Annotated in this window: 13 protein-coding genes; all 13 read left to right on the top strand. The window is 40.7% G+C overall.

Translation table 11 applies throughout. The features are described from left to right. Positions 1 to 75 precede the first annotated feature (75 nt). Positions 76 to 1,527, top strand: coding sequence for an aminoacyl-histidine dipeptidase (locus ACTG7X_RS02640; RefSeq protein ID WP_439256981.1), 1,452 nt, complete (start codon positions 76 to 78; stop codon positions 1,525 to 1,527). A gap of 132 nt (positions 1,528 to 1,659) precedes the next feature. Further along, a complete protein-coding gene (gene secE / locus ACTG7X_RS02635; RefSeq protein WP_439240020.1) occupies positions 1,660 to 2,073 on the top strand; it encodes a preprotein translocase subunit SecE in 414 nt (137 codons plus the stop codon). Positions 2,074 to 2,077: 4 nt separating this feature from the next. Further along, positions 2,078 to 2,632, top strand: a complete 555-nt coding sequence (gene nusG / locus ACTG7X_RS02630; protein WP_439240018.1) for a transcription termination/antitermination protein NusG — start codon at positions 2,078 to 2,080, stop codon at positions 2,630 to 2,632. 191 nt (positions 2,633 to 2,823) lie between these two features. Then, positions 2,824 to 3,252: a 50S ribosomal protein L11 gene (gene rplK, locus ACTG7X_RS02625; protein ID WP_132302850.1), complete on the top strand. Its 429-nt coding sequence runs from the start codon at positions 2,824 to 2,826 to the stop codon at positions 3,250 to 3,252. Positions 3,253 to 3,256: 4 nt separating this feature from the next. Beyond that, a complete protein-coding gene (gene rplA, locus ACTG7X_RS02620) occupies positions 3,257 to 3,946 on the top strand; it encodes a 50S ribosomal protein L1 (RefSeq protein ID WP_439240016.1) in 690 nt (229 codons plus the stop codon). Between the two features lie 324 nt (positions 3,947 to 4,270). Then, a complete protein-coding gene (gene rplJ / locus ACTG7X_RS02615; protein WP_386689169.1) occupies positions 4,271 to 4,762 on the top strand; it encodes a 50S ribosomal protein L10 in 492 nt (163 codons plus the stop codon). A 57-nt stretch (positions 4,763 to 4,819) separates the two neighbouring features. Beyond that, entirely contained in the window at positions 4,820 to 5,191 is a 372-nt protein-coding gene (gene rplL, locus ACTG7X_RS02610) for a 50S ribosomal protein L7/L12 (protein ID WP_439240014.1), read from the top strand. A 303-nt stretch (positions 5,192 to 5,494) separates the two neighbouring features. Beyond that, positions 5,495 to 9,523, top strand: coding sequence for a DNA-directed RNA polymerase subunit beta (rpoB, locus tag ACTG7X_RS02605; protein WP_439256980.1), 4,029 nt, complete (start codon positions 5,495 to 5,497; stop codon positions 9,521 to 9,523). A 95-nt stretch (positions 9,524 to 9,618) separates the two neighbouring features. After that, positions 9,619 to 13,884, top strand: a complete 4,266-nt coding sequence (rpoC, locus tag ACTG7X_RS02600; protein WP_439256979.1) for a DNA-directed RNA polymerase subunit beta' — start codon at positions 9,619 to 9,621, stop codon at positions 13,882 to 13,884. A 201-nt stretch (positions 13,885 to 14,085) separates the two neighbouring features. Continuing rightward, entirely contained in the window at positions 14,086 to 14,658 is a 573-nt protein-coding gene (locus ACTG7X_RS02595; RefSeq protein ID WP_439256978.1) for a hypothetical protein, read from the top strand. A 302-nt stretch (positions 14,659 to 14,960) separates the two neighbouring features. Continuing rightward, positions 14,961 to 16,154 carry a hypothetical protein gene (locus ACTG7X_RS02590; RefSeq protein WP_439256977.1) on the top strand — a complete coding sequence of 398 codons (1,194 nt, stop codon included), beginning with the start codon at positions 14,961 to 14,963 and terminating at the stop codon, positions 16,152 to 16,154. 10 nt (positions 16,155 to 16,164) lie between these two features. After that, on the top strand, positions 16,165 to 16,674 hold the full coding sequence (locus ACTG7X_RS02585; RefSeq protein ID WP_439256976.1) for a hypothetical protein: 510 nt from the start codon (positions 16,165 to 16,167) through the stop codon (positions 16,672 to 16,674). Between the two features lie 144 nt (positions 16,675 to 16,818). Continuing rightward, complete coding sequence (locus tag ACTG7X_RS02580) at positions 16,819 to 19,329, top strand: class I adenylate cyclase (RefSeq protein WP_439256975.1); 2,511 nt, start codon at positions 16,819 to 16,821, stop codon at positions 19,327 to 19,329. Positions 19,330 to 19,373: the final 44 nt, after the last annotated feature.

The raw sequence follows: 19,373 nt of genomic DNA, 5'->3' as shown, positions 1-19,373 counted from the left end.
ATAGAAATATCAGGAATATTTGTACTAAATCGGAAATTGATCCATAATTAGCAGGTTTTTTAAGGAGAATTTATTATGTCAGAGATTCAAACATTACAACCAACGTTATTATGGCAATGGTTTGATCGCTTGTGTGCGATCCCACGTCCGTCACATCATGAAGAAAAAGTGGCAGAATTTATTGTAAATTGGGCGAAAGAAAAAGGGTTATTTGTTGAGCGTGATCAGATTGGCAATATTTTAATTCGTAAACCGGCTAGCAAAGGCATGGAAAATCGTCAAAAAGTGGCGTTGCAAGCACACTTAGATATGGTGCCACAAGCCAATGAGGGGACGACTCATGATTTCTTAACCGATCCAATTTTACCTTATATTGATGGCGAATGGGTGACGGCCACAGGGACAACCTTGGGGGCAGATAATGGTATTGGCTTAGCCTCTGCGTTGGCGGTGTTAGACAGTGAAGATGTGGCTCACTCTGAATTAGAAGTATTATGCACCATGACCGAAGAGGCCGGTATGGATGGGGCACATCATTTAAAAGCCAACTGGTTGCAATCCAGTTTGATGATTAATACCGACACGGAAGAAGTGGGCGAGATTTATATTGGTTGTGCTGGTGGTGAAGATGCCAAAATCACCTTACCTGTTGAACGTGAGCAAAATCCGTTTACTAAAACCTATCGAGTGTTATTAAAAGGGTTACGTGGTGGTCATTCAGGTTGTGATATTCATACCAACCGTGTTAATGCGATTAAATTATTGGCTCGTTTTTTAGCCAATGTACAACAAACACAAGCCTTTTCCTTTGCTTTAGCGGAAATCCGTGGTGGTTCGGTGCGTAATGCAATTCCACGTGAGGCCAGTGCGACCTTGTGTCTGAATGATGAAACGGCACTACAAACTGCGGTGCAAAATTTCCAAGATTTTTTACAACAGGAATTGGCGATTGCGGAACCGAATGCAGTCATCAGTTTACAAGCGGTGGAGAACGAAAAAACAGCCTTTAATCAGCTATCCACTCATAACGCTGTGCACTTATTAAATGCGTTGCCTAATGGTGTGATTCGTCACAGTGATGTGGTGGCAGGCGTGGTGGAAACCTCAAGCAGTATTGGCGTGTTAACCACCGAAGAACAAGCGGTCACTGGTTTGGTATTAATGCGTTCTTTGGTAGAAAGTGGTAAACAATACAGTGAAAATTTATTGCATTCGATCACCGCATTATGTGGTGCGAGCGTGAAATTCTCAGGCAATTATCCCGGTTGGCAACCGCACCCTGATACCGATATTTTGCGTTTAACCGAAAAACATTATGCCGACGTGCTAGGACATCCTGCGGAAATCAAAGTAATTCATGCCGGATTAGAATGTGGTTTGATTAAACAAGTGTATCCGCATATGGAAATTGTGTCTTTTGGACCGACGATTCGTAATGCTCACTCGCCAGATGAGAAAGTGCATATTCCAGCAGTGCAAACTTATTGGAAAGTGTTAACAGCGGTGTTAGCGAACATTCCGGCTTAACACAACTGCGGTGCAAAATACAGAAAAATTCGGGACAATTAAAAATTTGATATGAAAATGTCAAAGAAAGTGCTACAATCCCACGTTCTTAAAAATGTCCCGAATTTTATAATTTTATTGATAGGTTAATTTATGGCTCTTGTCACTGAGAAAAAGAAAAATGCACCTGAGCAAACAGCAGGGCAAAAATCCGTTGGTTTAAACCGTTTATTGTGGTTATTAGCTATCGTTGTGATTATTGTTGCAGCGGTGGGGAATGTTTATTTTGTCGATCAATATTCAACGGCTGTTCGAGTAGTGGGTATTGTGGTGTTAATTGCCATTGCTTTAGGCTTGGCAGCGATCACGAATCAAGGGGCGAAAGCACTTTCTTTCTTTAGTGACGCTCGTGTCGAAATGCGTCGAGTGGTGTGGCCAACTCGTTCAGAAGCCACACAAACTACATTGATTGTGGCCGGTGTAACCGTGGCAGTTTCCTTAATTTTATGGGCGTTTGACAGCATTATTATTAGCGTCCTTGATTTCTTAACCAATTTGAGATTCTAATCCTATGACAGAAACAACAACAGCAAAAAAACGTTGGTATGTATTACAGGCTTTCTCTGGTTTTGAGGGGCGAGTAGCGACAACATTACGTGAATATATTAAATTAAACCACATGGAAGATCAGTTTGGTGAAGTGCTGGTGCCGACCGAAGAAGTGATTGAAAACGTGGCGGGTAAACGCCGTAAAAGCGAACGTAAATTTTTCCCAGGCTACGTGCTCGTCCAAATGGAAATGAATGATTATACTTGGCAGTTGGTACGTAGCGTGCCGAGAGTATTAGGCTTTATTGGTGGAACTGCCGATAAACCGTTACCAATTAGTCAACGTGAAGCGGATTTAATTTTAAATCGTGTGGAACAAAATGCCGATAAACCACGTCCGAAAAATACCTTTATGCCAGGCGAAGAAGTCCGTGTTACCGAAGGACCTTTTGCTGACTTTAATGGTACCGTGGAAGAAGTGGATTACGAAAAAGGTCGGGTAAAAGTCTCTGTTTCTATCTTTGGTCGTGCAACACCAGTTGAGTTGGAATTTGGCCAAGTAGAAAAAGCCCATTAATGGATTGTATTTGATAAAAAATAGTCGGGGCGTATTGCATACGCCCTAAAATTTGATTAAAATACAGCCCTTTTAACGTCCTCGCCTTGTGTGGGGGTAAATAGAAATCTTGCATTCGCAAGGAAATAAACAGGGGAGCTGCTTAAGTAAAGTCTGGCGGCGTTATCACCCAAATATAAGGAAACTTAAAAATGGCAAAAAAAGTCCAAGCATACGTTAAGTTGCAAGTTGCAGCGGGTATGGCTAACCCATCACCACCAGTTGGTCCTGCATTAGGTCAACAAGGTGTGAACATCATGGAATTCTGTAAAGCATTCAACGCTCGTACTGAGAGCTTAGAAAAAGGTTTACCAATTCCAGTGGTTATCACGGTATATGCAGACCGTTCATTCACGTTCATTACTAAAACCCCACCAGCAGCCGTTTTATTGAAAAAAGCAGCGGGTATCAAATCTGGTTCAGGTAAACCGAACAAAGATAAAGTGGGTAAAGTCACTTTAGAACAAGTTCGTCAAATCGCTGAAACCAAAGCAGCAGATATGACGGGTGCAACTATTGAAACGAAAATGAAATCAATCGCTGGTACTGCTCGTTCAATGGGCTTAGTGGTGGAGGAATAATACGATGGCTAAATTGACTAAAAAAATGAAAGCAATCAAAGCTGGCGTAGATTCTACTAAAGCGTATGAAATCAACGAAGCCATTGCAGTGTTAAAACAATTTGCAACCGCTAAATTCAAAGAAAGCGTTGATGTGGCAGTAAATCTTGGTATCGATCCACGTAAATCAGACCAAAACGTACGTGGTGCTACTGTGTTACCACATGGTACAGGTCGTGAAGTACGTGTTGCTGTATTTACCCAAGGTGCTAATGCAGACGCAGCGAAAGCCGCTGGTGCAGACTTAGTCGGCATGGAAGATCTTGCTGAGCAAGTGAAAAAAGGCGAAATGAACTTCGACGTGGTTATCGCATCGCCAGATGCAATGCGTGTTGTGGGTCAATTAGGTCAAGTATTAGGTCCACGTGGCTTAATGCCAAACCCGAAAGTGGGTACTGTGACACCAAACGTTGCTGAAGCAGTGAAAAATGCGAAATCTGGTCAGGTTCGTTACCGTAATGATAAAAATGGTATTATCCATTCTACTATCGGTAAAGCAGACTTTGCGCCAGAACAATTAAAAGAAAATCTACAAGCCTTGTTGGCGGCTTTAACGAAAGCAAAACCAACCAGTGCAAAAGGTATCTTTATCAAGAAAGTCAGCCTGTCTACCACGATGGGTGCAGGTGTAGCTGTTGATCAGTCTTCACTTTAATTGATTATTTGGTTTAGAAAAGTGCGGTTTTTTTACCGCACTTTTTTATAGAAATGGCTTTACCAATAGGAAAAAGTCGTCTATAATAACCGACCTAATTTTGCTATTTATAGCAAAATAATTGATGGTGCTTGCCTATTCAAGCCCCATCCAAGACCGTCGGTGGTGGCGTAAAATTGGTCACCTTAATATCCAACGTAGATGGTGAACAGAAAAAGAATTTTCTGCTTCTGTACACCGAAGTCGTCCTAGTGGCTATATTGAAATAGTTTATTAGGGAGTTTAATTCCGAGAAATCGGAGTGTATTCAGGAGCTAAAAGCCAATGGCATTAAATCTTCAAGACAAACAAGCAATTGTTGCTGAAGTAAATGAAGCAGCCAAAGGTGCCCTATCAGCAGTGATCGCGGACAGCCGTGGTGTGACTGTGGATAAAATGACTGAGTTACGTAAAACAGCTCGTGAAGCTGGCGTTTCAATGCGTGTGGTTCGTAATACTTTATTACGCCGTGCCGTTGAAGGGACAGAATTCGAATGTTTAAAAGATGCGTTTACTGGTCCAACTCTGATTGCATTTTCAAATGAGCATCCAGGTGCAGCAGCACGTTTATTTGCTGAATTTGCGAAAGCAAACAAAGAGTTTGAAGTTAAAGGTGCCGCCTTTGAAGGTAAAATCCAAGATGTTAATTTCTTGGCAACATTACCAACTTACGAAGAAGCGATTGCACGTTTAATGGGTACAATGAAAGAAGCTGCGGCAGGCAAACTTGTTCGCACTTTTGCAGCATTACGCGACAAATTACAAGAAGCCGCTTAATTTTAAAAGCACTTCTTAAATCGTTTATCAACTTATTTACTTTAGGAATTGATTGTTATGTCATTAACTAACGAACAACTAATCGAAGCGATTGCTTCAAAATCAGTATCAGAAATCGTTGAATTAATCGCAGCGATGGAAGAAAAATTCGGTGTTTCAGCAGCAGTAGCTGCAGCCGCTCCAGCCGCAGGTGCAGCAGGTGCAGCAGCAGAAGAAAAAACAGAATTCGACGTAGTTCTTGCTGAAGTGGGTGCAAACAAAGTTGCTGTGATCAAAGCAGTACGTGGTGCAACAGGTTTAGGCTTGAAAGAAGCGAAAGACTTAGTTGAATCTGCACCAGCTAACTTAAAAGAAGGCATCTCTAAAGCAGAAGCTGAAGCATTGAAAAAAGAATTAGAAGAAGCGGGTGCAAAAGTCGATATCAAATAATTTTGATTGACACTTTTTCCACTTCGGAAACCAGATTTTCTGGGAAAGTGGCTGACGGTATTCCGTCAGCCATTTTGTGCTATCAAGATAGCATAAATAAAACCACCGTTTCATTGTCGATAAATTAAGTTAAATCAAGCTGTTAGCTTAATGACAATCCGCTCATCAGAAGTAAGGTTCAGAGTGCGGTATCTAACAAACGGATTCAACTCATTGTAACAGGTCGGTAAAAATTTTTATTTTTTCACCGCACTTTTAAACTGTTGCAATTCGGTCACACTAAAAAATTACAGAGGAACCCCAATGGTTTACTCCTATACCGAGAAAAAACGTATTCGTAAAAACTTCGGCAAACGTCCGCAAGTTTTAAATGTACCTTATTTATTAACTATCCAATTAGATTCTTTTGATAAATTTATCCAAAGCGATCCAGAGGGACAACAAGGCTTAGAAGCCGCATTTCGTTCTGTATTCCCGATTGTGAGCAACAACGGTGCCACAGAATTACAATATGTGAGCTATAAACTAGGCGAACCGGTATTTGACGTACGTGAATGTCAAATTCGTGGTACCACATTCTCCGCACCATTACGTGTTAAATTGCGTTTAATCAGCTATGACCGTGATGCCGCACCGGGTACCATCAAAGATATTAAAGAACAAGATGTTTACATGGGTGAAATCCCATTGATGACGGAAAATGGTACCTTTGTGATCAACGGGACAGAACGTGTTATCGTGTCACAATTACACCGCAGTCCAGGTGTATTCTTTGATTCTGACAAAGGTAAAACCCACTCATCAGGTAAAGTGCTGTATAACGCACGTATTATTCCTTACCGTGGTTCTTGGTTAGACTTTGAATTCGATCCGAAAGATAACTTATTCGCTCGTATTGACCGTCGCCGTAAATTACCAGCGACCATTATTTTACGTGCGTTAAACTACACAACCGAAGAAATTTTGGATTTATTCTTCGAAAAAGTGCAATTTGAAATTCAAGACAATAAATTATTCATGGCCTTAGTGCCAGAGCGTTTGCGTGGTGAAACCGCCAGCTTTGATATTGAAGCCAATGGTAAAGTGTATGTAGAACGTGGTCGTCGCATTACGGCTCGTCATATTCGTGCCTTAGAAAAAGATAACATTGATAAAGTGGAAGTGCCAACTGAATATATTATCGGTAAAGTCGCTGCCAAAGATTATGTGGATTTAGAAAGTGGCGAAATTATTTGTCCTGCTAATATGGAATTGTCTTTAGAGCTATTAGCAAAATTAGCTCAAGCAGGCTATCACGACATTGAAACGTTGTTTACCAACGATTTAGATTTCGGCCCTTATATTTCTGAAACCTTACGAGTGGATCCGTCTTATGATCGTTTAAGTGCGTTAGTGGAAATCTATCGCATGATGCGTCCGGGTGAGCCACCAACAAAAGAAGCGGCAGAAGGTTTATTTGATAACTTGTTCTTCTCACAAGATCGTTATGACTTATCGGCTGTGGGTCGGATGAAATTCAACCGTTCTTTAGGCATTGAAGAAGAACACGGCAGCGGCGTATTAAGCAAAGAAGACATCGTGAATGTGATGAAAAAACTCATCGACATTCGTAACGGTCGTGGCGAAGTGGATGATATTGACCACTTGGGTAACCGTCGTATTCGTTCTGTAGGTGAAATGGCAGAAAACCAATTCCGTATTGGTTTAGTGCGTGTGGAACGTGCGGTACGTGAGCGTTTATCTTTAGGCGATTTAGATGCGGTAACACCACAAGATTTAATTAATGCCAAACCAATTTCCGCCGCCGTGAAAGAATTCTTTGGTTCATCACAATTATCGCAATTTATGGATCAAAACAACCCATTGTCGGAAGTGACCCATAAACGCCGTATTTCTGCCTTAGGACCAGGTGGTTTAACCCGTGAACGTGCAGGCTTTGAAGTGCGTGACGTACATACCACCCACTATGGTCGTGTGTGTCCAATCGAAACCCCTGAAGGTCCGAATATCGGCTTGATTAACTCGCTTTCCGTATATGCTCGTACTAACGACTACGGTTTCTTAGAAACCCCATATCGTAAAGTGGTCGATGGTCAAGTGACCGAAGAAATTGAATATTTATCTGCCATTGAAGAAGGTAAATATGTGATCGCACAGGCGAACTCTAACTTGGATGAAAATTTCCGCTTTACTGATGCGTTCGTCACCGCTCGTGGTGAACACGGTGAATCAGGGTTATATCGCCCAGAAGATATTCATTATATGGACGTTTCCACCCAACAAGTGGTGTCGGTGGCAGCAGCGTTAATTCCATTCTTGGAACACGACGATGCGAACCGTGCCTTAATGGGTGCGAACATGCAACGTCAAGCCGTTCCAACGTTACGCTCCGATAAACCATTAGTCGGTACAGGAATGGAAAAACCAATCGCCCTTGACTCCGGTGTGGCTGTGGTAGCAAAACGTGGTGGGACAATCCAATATGTGGACGCCTCTCGTATCGTGGTGAAAGTCAACGAAGATGAAACCATTCCAGGTGAAGCAGGGATTGATATTTATAACTTAATTAAATACACCCGCTCTAACCAAAATACCTGTATCAACCAAATTCCTTGTGTGAACTTGGGCGAACCAGTCGGTCGTGGTGAAATTCTTGCCGATGGTCCATCAACCGACTTAGGTGAATTGGCATTAGGTCAAAATATCCGTGTGGCATTTATGCCTTGGAACGGTTATAACTTTGAAGACTCAATGTTAGTGTCTGAGCGTGTGGTGCAACAAGATCGTTTTACCACCATTCACATTCAAGAATTATCTTGTGTGGCACGTGATACCAAACTCGGTTCGGAAGAAATCACTGCTGATATTCCAAATGTGGGTGAAGCGGCGTTAAGCAAACTGGATGAATCAGGTATTGTGTATGTCGGTGCGGAAGTGAAAGGCGGCGATATTCTGGTCGGTAAAGTGACACCAAAAGGTGAAACTCAATTAACCCCAGAAGAAAAATTATTGCGTGCGATTTTCGGTGAAAAAGCCTCTGATGTGAAAGACAGCTCACTTCGTGTACCAAATGGCACATCAGGTACGATTATTGATGTACAAGTCTTTACTCGTGATGGCGTAGAGAAAGACAAACGTGCCTTAGAAATCGAAGAAATGCAACTCAAACAAGCGAAAAAAGACCTTGTGGAAGAGTTGGAAATTTTAGAAGCAGGCTTGTTCTCTCGTGTGCGTAACCTATTAATTGACGGTGGCGTAAGCGAAAAAGAATTGGATAAAATGGATCGTGCAAAATGGTTAGAACAAACCTTGAGCGATGAAGCGAAACAAAACCAATTAGAACAACTTGCCGAACAATATGAAGAATTACGCAAAGACTTTGAACACAAACTTGAAGTGAAACGTGGCAAAATCATTCAAGGTGATGATTTAGCCCCAGGCGTGTTAAAAGTAGTGAAAGTCTATCTCGCGGTGAAACGCCATATCCAACCAGGTGATAAAATGGCGGGTCGTCACGGTAACAAAGGGGTCATCTCAAAAATTAACCCTGTGGAAGATATGCCGTACGATGAAAACGGTCAACCTGTGGAAATCGTGTTGAACCCATTGGGCGTACCATCTCGTATGAACATCGGTCAGATTTTGGAAACTCACTTAGGTTTAGCGGCCAAAGGGATTGGTGACCAAATCAATGCCATGTTGAAACAAAAACAAGACGTGGAAAAATTGCGTGGCTATATCCAAAAAGCCTACGATCTTGGCGGTGGTTCACAACAAGTGGATTTAACCACCTTTACTGATGAAGAAGTGTTACGTTTAGCGGAAAACTTACGTAAAGGTATGCCATTGGCCACACCAGTATTTGACGGTGCGGAAGAGCGTGAAATCAAAGAGTTACTACAATTAGGTGGCTTGCCGACTTCAGGTCAAATTACCTTATACGATGGTCGTACTGGGGAAAAATTTGAACGTCCTGTCACCGTGGGTTACATGTATATGCTCAAATTGAACCACTTAGTTGACGACAAAATGCACGCTCGTTCAACCGGTTCTTATAGTCTTGTTACACAACAACCGTTGGGTGGTAAAGCTCAATTCGGTGGTCAGCGTTTCGGTGAAATGGAGGTCTGGGCATTAGAAGCCTACGGTGCTGCTTACACCTTACAAGAAATGTTGACAGTGAAATCCGATGATGTGAACGGTCGTACGAAGATGTATAAAAACATCGTCGGCGGCACACATTATATGGAACCAGGCACACCAGAATCTTTCAACGTTATTATGAAAGAAATTCGCTCGCTTGGTCTTAACATTGATTTAGACGAAGAGTAAGCCGACAGGCAAATTATCCGCTAAAGTGCGGTTAAAAAAATCTAATTTTTTACACCGCACTTTGAATACGTTTAACTCCGATAGGAGCAAAATCTGTGAAAGATTTAGTTAAATTTTTAAAAGCACAATCAAAAACTGCAGAAGATTTTGATGTGATTAAAATCGGTCTAGCTTCCCCTGATATGATCCGTTCTTGGTCATTTGGTGAAGTGAAAAAACCAGAAACCATTAACTACCGTACATTCAAACCAGAACGTGACGGTCTTTTCTGTGCCAGAATTTTCGGGCCAGTGAAAGATTACGAATGTTTATGTGGTAAATATAAACGCTTAAAACACCGTGGCGTGATCTGTGAAAAATGTGGCGTCGAAGTGACCCAAACCAAAGTTCGCCGTGAACGCATGGGACACATTGAGTTAGCCTCACCTGTGGCACATATTTGGTTCTTAAAATCATTACCGTCTCGCATTGGTTTATTATTAGATATGCCATTGCGTGATATTGAACGAGTGCTTTATTTCGAAAGCTACATTGTGATCGAACCGGGGATGACGGATCTTGAAAAAGGTCAATTACTCACCGAAGAGCAATATTTAGAGGCCGAAGATCGTTTCCAAGATGAATTTGAAGCGAAAATGGGGGCAGAGGCCATTCAAGCGATTTTGCGTGAAATGGATCTTCCACATGAATGTGAAGTGTTGCGTGAAGAATTGCAAGAAACCAATTCTGAAACCAAACGCAAAAAAATCACTAAACGCTTGAAATTAATCGAGGCCTTTATTCAGTCTGGCAACAAACCAGAATGGATGGTGATGACCGTATTGCCAGTGTTACCACCTGATTTACGCCCATTAGTGCCGTTAGACGGTGGTCGTTTTGCGACCTCTGACTTGAACGATCTCTATCGTCGTGTGATCAACCGTAACAACCGTTTAAAACGTTTATTAGATTTAATCGCACCAGATATTATTGTGCGTAACGAAAAACGGATGTTACAAGAATCGGTCGATGCCTTATTAGATAACGGTCGCCGTGGTCGTGCGATCACCGGTTCAAACCGCCGTCCATTGAAATCGTTGGCAGATATGATCAAAGGTAAACAAGGTCGTTTCCGTCAAAACTTATTAGGTAAACGTGTTGACTATTCAGGTCGTTCAGTTATCACCGTAGGTCCATACTTACACCTACATCAATGTGGTTTACCGAAAAAAATGGCGTTGGAATTATTCCGTCCATTTATTTACGCTAAATTAGAAAGCCGTGGTTACGCATCAACCATTAAAGCTGCCAAAAAAATGGTGGAGCGTGAAGATGCGATCGTATGGGATATTTTAGCGGACGTGATTCGCGAACACCCAATCTTATTAAACCGTGCACCAACCTTGCACCGTTTGGGTATTCAAGCCTTTGAACCGTTATTAATTGAGGGGAAAGCGATTCAGTTGCACCCATTAGTGTGTGCGGCATTCAATGCGGACTTCGATGGTGACCAAATGGCGGTACACGTACCATTGACACTCGAAGCACAATTAGAAGCTCGTGCGTTAATGATGTCAACCAACAACATTTTATCCCCTGCCAGTGGTGATCCGATTATCGTGCCATCACAAGACGTGGTATTGGGTCTGTACTATATGACCCGTGATAAAGTCAACGGCAAAGGCGAGGGTATGTTGTTGCAAGACCCGAGAGAAGCGGAAAAAGCCTACCGTACAGGACAGGCGGAATTACATTCTCGTGTCAAAGTGCGTATCACCGAATACAGCAAAAATGCGGATGGTGAATTTGAACCACAAACCAACTTAGTGGATACCACCATTGGTCGTGCCATTTTATGGATGATCGCACCAAAAGGAATGCCATTTAGCTTGTTTAACCAAACCTTAGGTAAAAAAGCCATTTCAAAATTGATCAACGAAAGCTATCGCCGTTTGGGTATGAAACCAAGCGTGTTATTCGCTGACCATATTATGTACACAGGCTTTGCTTACGCTGCTCGTTCTGGTTCATCTGTCGGTATCGATGATATGGTGATCCCAGAGAAGAAATACGAAATTATTTCGGCAGCAGAAGATGAAGTAGCAGAAATTCAAGAGCAATTCCAATCCGGTCTTGTGACTGCTGGCGAACGTTATAATAAAGTGATCGATATTTGGGCGGCAGCTAACGAACGTGTGGCGAAAGTGATGATGGAAAACTTGTCCACGGAAGAAGTGATCAACCGTGACGGCAATCCAGAAAAACAAGCGTCTTTCAACAGCATCTTTATGATGGCTGACTCTGGGGCACGTGGTTCTGCGGCTCAGATTCGTCAGTTAGCCGGTATGCGTGGTTTGATGGCACGTCCAGACGGTTCAATTATTGAAACCCCGATTACCGCAAACTTCCGTGAGGGTTTGAACGTATTACAATACTTTATTTCTACCCACGGTGCACGTAAAGGTTTGGCGGATACCGCATTAAAAACAGCGAACTCAGGTTATTTGACTCGTCGTTTAGTTGACGTGGCACAAGACTTAGTGATCACTGAAGATGACTGTGGTACCCACGAGGGTATCGTAATGGCACCATTAATTGAAGGTGGTGATGAAAAAGTGCCATTGCGTGAATTAGTGTTAGGTCGTGTGGCTGCCGAAGATGTGTTAAAACCAGGTACAGACGAAGTGTTAATCGCTCGTAATACCTTATTAGACGAAAAACTCTGTAATGTATTAGACGAAAACTCCGTAGATACCGTGAAAGTGCGTTCTGTGGTAACCTGTAACACCGACTTTGGTGTGTGTGCCAAATGTTACGGACGTGACTTGGCACGTGGTCACTTGATTAACCAAGGTGAAGCAGTGGGTGTTATCGCTGCCCAATCTATCGGTGAGCCAGGTACACAGTTGACGATGCGTACGTTCCATATCGGTGGTGCGGCATCTGCAGCAGCCAAAGAGTCTAGCGTTCAAGTGAAAAACAACGGGACGATTCGTTTAGCCAACGTGAAATTCGTCAATAACAACGAGGGTAAATTAGTCTTAACTTCTCGTAACACCGAATTAACCGTGATTGACGCATTCGGTCGTACCAAAGAGCATTATAAATTGCCTTATGGTACCATTTTAAACAAAGCAGACGGCAGCGATGTCGAAGCAGGCGAAACCATTGCCAACTGGGATCCGCATACTATGCCGATCATCTCGGAAGTAGCAGGTTTCGTGAAATTCGTGGATATTATTGATGGCTTAACCGTAAGCCGTCAAACCGATGAATTGACGGGTTTATCTTCTATCTTAGTGCAAGATGTGGGTGAACGTGCCACCGCAGGTAAAGACTTACGTCCAGCGATTAAATTAGTGGATGCCAAAGGTAACGATATTTTAATTGCAGGCACAGACGTAGCGGCACAATACTTCTTACCAGGTAAAGCGATTGTGACGCTGGATGACGGTGCAGAAATCAATATCGGTGATCCATTAGCTCGTATTCCACAAGAATCGGTGGGAACCAAAGATATTACCGGTGGTCTTCCACGGGTAGCCGACTTATTTGAAGCGCGCAAACCGAAAGAGCCAGCGATTTTAGCTGAAATTTCAGGTATTGTGTCATTCGGTAAAGAAACCAAAGGCAAACGCCGCTTATTGATTACCCCAACAGATGGCTCCGATGCGTACGAAGAAATGATTCCAAAATGGCGTCAACTCAACGTATTTGAGGGCGAAATGGTGGAACGTGGCGATTTAATTTCGGACGGTGCCGAAACCCCACACGATATTTTACGCTTGCGTGGTGTTCACGCCGTGACGGAATATATCGTCAACGAAGTGCAAGAAGTTTACCGCTTACAAGGGGTAAAAATCAACGACAAGCACATTGAAGTCATCGTTCGTCAAATGTTGCGTAAAGCCATTATCACCAAAGCCTATGATTCTGAATTCTTAGAGGGCGAGCAAGTGGAAGTGGCACGCATTAAGATCGTGAACCGCAAACGTGAAGAAGAGGGCAAACCGTTAGTGGAATACCAACGTGAATTGTTGGGTATCACTAAAGCCTCATTGGCAACGGAATCTTTCATCTCCGCAGCGTCGTTCCAAGAAACCACTCGTGTGTTAACGGAAGCGGCAGTTGCTGGTAAACGTGATGAATTACGTGGCTTGAAAGAGAACGTGATTGTCGGTCGCTTAATCCCAGCCGGTACGGGTTTTGCGTATCACCAAAACCGCGTGAAAAACCGCCATGCAGGCATTCAAATTGAAGAACCTGTGGTTAAATTCTCTGCTGCAGATGAAGCAGAGATTGAAGCGGAATTCAACAATATGGTTGCGGATGACCCAACTGCTAGTTTGACAGAAATGTTGAATATGGTGGATGATGAGTAGTTAGTCATCAATAGTTAATTAACGGCTAAAAGCCCTGAATAGTGATATTTAGGGCTTTTTTATTGGGAAAAAGTGCGGTGGAAAAATCATGATTTTTGCAAGAGAGTATACTCTCTTTGTTAGTTATTGACATAACTAACAAAGATTTATAGAGATAAAATTATTTAAAAACTCTCATTCTTATTTTTTAGGGAAGATAATATGAAAACTAATATGGTAAAGATGTTTTCGGTAGAGGTACAAATACAAGGAAACCAGATAGAACATTTTTTTGTACCTGGTGATAATATTGATGATGTTGCTGAAAGATTGACAAAAAAAGGATTAATTATTACCGAAATTTCGGAAGGAAATTGGTCCTTTGTTTGCTTGGTTGAAAAGGAAATGCCAATTAATCAATTAGTACATAGTTTTGTTATCACAAATAGAGAAACAGGGGATTTTATGATTGATTATTCAGAGCGTGTTATTGAAAATATAGAATTATCTATTTTTGATATTGTTACTGAAAAAGGAAAAGCGTATCTTATTAAAGCTCCTGCTCTATATAAAACCTATGGATTTTGTTCAGGAAAAAGTAAAGTAAATCGTATTGTACAATCAAGTCCAGTTTTAACAACTAGAGAAGGGCAGAGTTTTGTTAATGTTGTTTATGAATTGGGATATACTGATTTAGCTGATTGGGCTAAAGATTATAAATATACTAATTTAGAATATAAAACGAGATTGTACTTAATGAATAATGGTTGGATAGAAGAAAGTATGATTAAATGAACTTTGTTGAGTAATGGAGCCTTTTTTATCTAATCGTGCCTTATATCATCGCCCTAAAGGGCAATGTTTTACGGCTTGATTAGATAAATTGACACAGAATTTAACAACCTTATCGCTAACGAAACAGCCAGTTTGTCTGAAATCTTGAATCAGATGGATGATGAGTAAGTATTAACTATTGATAGTAAAGCCCCAAGTATTTAAACTAGGGGCTTTTTTGTGCAGAACAAGAATAAAATTGCACTTATTCATACTTTATGGCACAATTAAATAGGTTTTAATTTCCAAAAAATGGATATATTATGCTATTTACTCATCTTTATATTGACAATCTATACAATTTTCACAATACAAGTATTGATTTTACGCTCAAACGCAAGATCCTGAATTCGAGTGTTGCGGACGAATATTTAGCAGAACGCCCCAATTTTCGCTTTAAACGAGTTTGTATTGTTTCAGGTGCAAATGCTAGTGGGAAAACATCACTAGGTAGAATTTTACGCTATATTCAGCATTTTATCCTTTTCCCAAATAGCAATTTATTAAATAAAATCAATCATAAAGAGAAAGAAGCGATCATCCGAGTTGAGTTTGTATTGCCTGCAACCAATACCATTCATTATTTAGAAATTAAACAGACTGCGGAAGATATTAAAAATTATCCACATATTGTGTATGCAGCTTTACCTATTCGCCCAAATGATACAGCCCACTCAGCTCGTAAGCGTTTAATGAGTTTAGTTGAGAAATGTGGAGAGACAAAAATTGAGGGGGCGATTTATCATCAAAATACGAATGCACCTTATTTGTTCGAAGATATTAAACCGATTATTTCGGATCATCTTTGCTTTTATTATATGTTTTCAAATACACAAGATAATGACAAAAGCGAGATTACTATTAAAAAAAATAGTCATCTAAATAAAGAGATTCTTGAAAATATCTTGAAAAATTTTGATCCATCAATCAGTTCAGTGAATGAGTTAATGGATAAAGATGAACTAGAAGCCTATGTGATTCGTTTTAAAAATAAAGATAGTGTGATTATCAATAAAACAGGGGAAATTGTTAATCAAGAACGTTTATCTAAAGGGACTTTTGATGCTATTCAGGTCGCTGAATTTTTTGCTTTTATTAAAGAAATGGCGAGTTTTAACCAGAAATTTGATAAGCAAACCTGTGCAACTTATTTCTTGGATGAAAAAATGGCATATAGCCATTCTGAGTTAGAACAAGCAATGGTAAATTTGATTATTCAAACCATGGGACGTTATTCGCAATTTATTTATACTACGCATAATTATGATGTTTTAGATATGAACTTGCCAGTGCATAGTTTCTTGTTTGTACGCAAAGAAGACGATAGCGCTGAATTTGTACAACCTGAAACATTATTCAAAAAGAATGATCGTTCACTATTAAATTATATTCAGAATAACATCTTTTATACGATTCCTGACACCAGTTTAATAGATGAATTACTTTTTTCCAAGTAAGGAGTAAACCGTGCGGAAACAGAAAGGTCAAAATAAAACGGTACTTTTTCTTGTGGAAGGTGAAACAGAAGAGAAATTGATAAAGACATTGAAATTATTAGGTAAAGTGCAGAAGTTTAATTGTTGGAATCAGGATATTTATAAGTTAATCCCTCGCTTAAGGGCTAGTGAGATTTATATCGTGTATGATACAGACGTCACGACAAATAGTGTGCGTTTTTGTCAAAATATTCAGCAACTAAAAGATTACAAATTGACTGTTTTTCTTTTGCAACAAACATTAAACCTAGAAGACGAGCTAGTTAAAAGCTCAAATTGCCGAAATATCAATGCTATTTTCAAGACAAAAAGTAAAAAGGAATTTAAAACACAATTTAAGGATTGTTCTAACTTAGCTCAAAAGTTAAAGGAGATTGATTTTAAAGCTGAAAAGTTATGGCAAGGTGAACACGAACAATCGTTAATGCCGTTGGAATCGTTGCGTCGTTTTTATGGTGATCTGGCAAGTTTGGAAAGATAATGCCAATGGTTTATTATTTCCAAAAATCCCCCATTTTCCCACCGCACTTTTCTGACCACCGACTTTCTCTCCTCATTATTTGCTTTCTCCGCCCCGAAATGATAAAGTAACAAACGTTACCTATTGAAAAAATTAGGTGTTTTCTTGAAGTACGATATTGAATTTGCCAAAAAGCAAGTGGCTGATCTAGAGCATTTTCGGGTGGTACGAGCGTTGTCGGGTGCCTCCAACGAGTTTCAGCATATCTTTAAACTAGTGACATTATTATTACAGGTTAACCACCCCAGTTTGCCTGGTTTTGTCGTGGGTTCTCCGGCGGGGATTAGTCAATTTCAATTATCGGATTATCAGCAAGAATACTTAACTCGGGTTATGCCAGAGTTGTCATATTCACAAATTAATGGATTTTCTCACCGCACTTTTGATGCAATTTATGGCGTGTATGTGATGGGGAGCATTGCCTCTATTTCACAAACGGCATCTTCTGATCTAGATATTTGGGTCTGTCATCGTGAAGATCTGAATCAACATGAACGAGAATTGTTAACTCAAAAAACTTTGGCTATCCAATATTGGGCGAAACAATTTGAAGTGGATGTGAATTTTTTCCTGATGGATCAAGAACGTTTTCGCTGTTTTCGTTATTCCGATCCCATGACATCAGAAAATTGTGGTTCTGCCCAATATATGTTGCTACTTGATGAGTTTTACCGTTCTGCGATTCGTTTAGCCGGTAAACCCTTATTATGGTTGCATTTATTGGTGGAAGATGAGAAAGAATACGAAACCGAAGTTGAACAATTAATTTTAAATAAAGAGATTGATCCGCAAGATTGGGTGGATTTTGGTGGCCTTGGGGCATTTTCCGCCAATGAATATTTTGGCGCCAGTTTGTGGCATCTTTATAAAGGTATTGATGCGCCGTATAAATCCACCATCAAGATTTTATTGCTCGAGGCCTATTCTTGGGAATATCCAAACACCTATTTAATTTCATCCGATTTCAAGTTTCATTTATTAACGGATCGTACCGAAGATCATCATTTTGATCCTTATCTCGCCATGTTAGATCGGGTAACCAGTTATTTGACTTATTTGGGCGATTTTAAACGGTTAAACTTTGTGCGTCGTTGCTTTTATATTAAGGCGACGGAAGATTTATGGTACACCAAAGCCGAGGGGTGGCGTTTTTGTTTATTATCGGAAATGGTGAAACAATGGGGCTGGAGCCAAGATACCGTAGAGGAGCTTAATCAGCGACCATTTTGGAAAATAAAAATGGTCAAACGATCTTATGATGATTTAGTGCAGATGTTAATGATGAGTTATCGTAATCTGATTAAATTTGCCCGTAAAAATCATGTGGACGCCACCATTATGCCGCAGGATATTAGTATTCTGTCAAGAAAATTATACAGTGCCTTTGAGGAATTACCAGGCAAAGTGTCATTGGTTAACCCCTTAATTTCTAATGATTTATCGGAAGAACATCTGACGTTTATTGAAGTGCCACGCACCAAGCACGATACCCGAGCGGGATGGTATGTGGTCAATCAAGCGCCAGAGGCCTCTGAGCTTGCCTCTTATAATCGTCATGTGGAATACAACCCGAATTTGCATAAACTGGTGTCTTGGGCGTATTTTAATGGCTTGTTAACCAAGAAAACTCAGTTGCATATTTTTAGCCAGACGGTATCGTTAAACAAGCTCAAAACCTTTGTGGCAGATTTAACGCAGTTCTTCCCTGTGCAAGTGCCGCCCGCCACCAATGAAGAATTACACCACCCTTGTGAAATTCGGCATTTAGCGGTTTTTGTCAATTTAGCCTCGGACCCAACGCAAAATTTGGTGCAACCTCGGATCAATATTCAACAAGCGGATTTATTTAGTTTTGGTCAAAATGAAGAAAGTTTGGTCGGCAGTATCGATCTGATTTACCGCAATGTCTGGAATGAAATTCGGACGTTGCATTTTGACGGCCAGAATGCCATTTTATTGGCGTTAAAAGTGTTAACCAATAAAATTCATCGAGGTTCAGATTCGCCTAAATCCGTTGAGGTGTTTTGTTACAGTGAGAACTATCAGCGAGCGTTACATGATTTAGTGTTAACCTTGGTGAATAAATGTATTGGTATTCAAGTCGGCACCATTTCTTCGGCGAACAGCCCGAATATGTTACGGATTGCCGGTAAAAACTGGCAGTTTTTCTTCGAAAATCGGGGCATACGTTGGCTGGAAATTCCGGATGTCCAAGTGGCCAATATTGAGGAACTGGCGCATACTGCAAAATTTGATGAAAAAGCCCCGCACTTTCCACATCAACTTTCAGCACAGCAACATAATCGTAGCTATCCAGTGGAAATTGACGCTTTTGCGAGTGAGGGATTTTTGCAATTTTTCTTTAAAGACAATGCGGACGGCACCTTTAATGTATACATTTTAGATGAACAAAATCACATTGAAATTTATCGTCATTGTGATGGCGAAAAAGAAGATAAAATAAAAGAAATCAATCATATCTATCACCAAGCCGATAGCTCGGGCAACAATTTATATCATATTATTCAACGTGATTTTAATTATCCTCAATTTTATCAATTAGTGTTTGATCGAGAGGGCCGAAAAATTGTGCCTTTTACTGCGGTTCACCGCTAATTAAGACAATATATAACGATTTATTCTATAATGCGTAGCATTCA

Origin of the sequence: Lonepinella sp. BR2271 (genome assembly GCF_051851515.1) — a bacterium.
In the GTDB taxonomy this organism is placed as follows: domain Bacteria; phylum Pseudomonadota; class Gammaproteobacteria; order Enterobacterales; family Pasteurellaceae; genus Lonepinella.
This window is presented reverse-complemented; position numbering and strand designations above follow the sequence as displayed.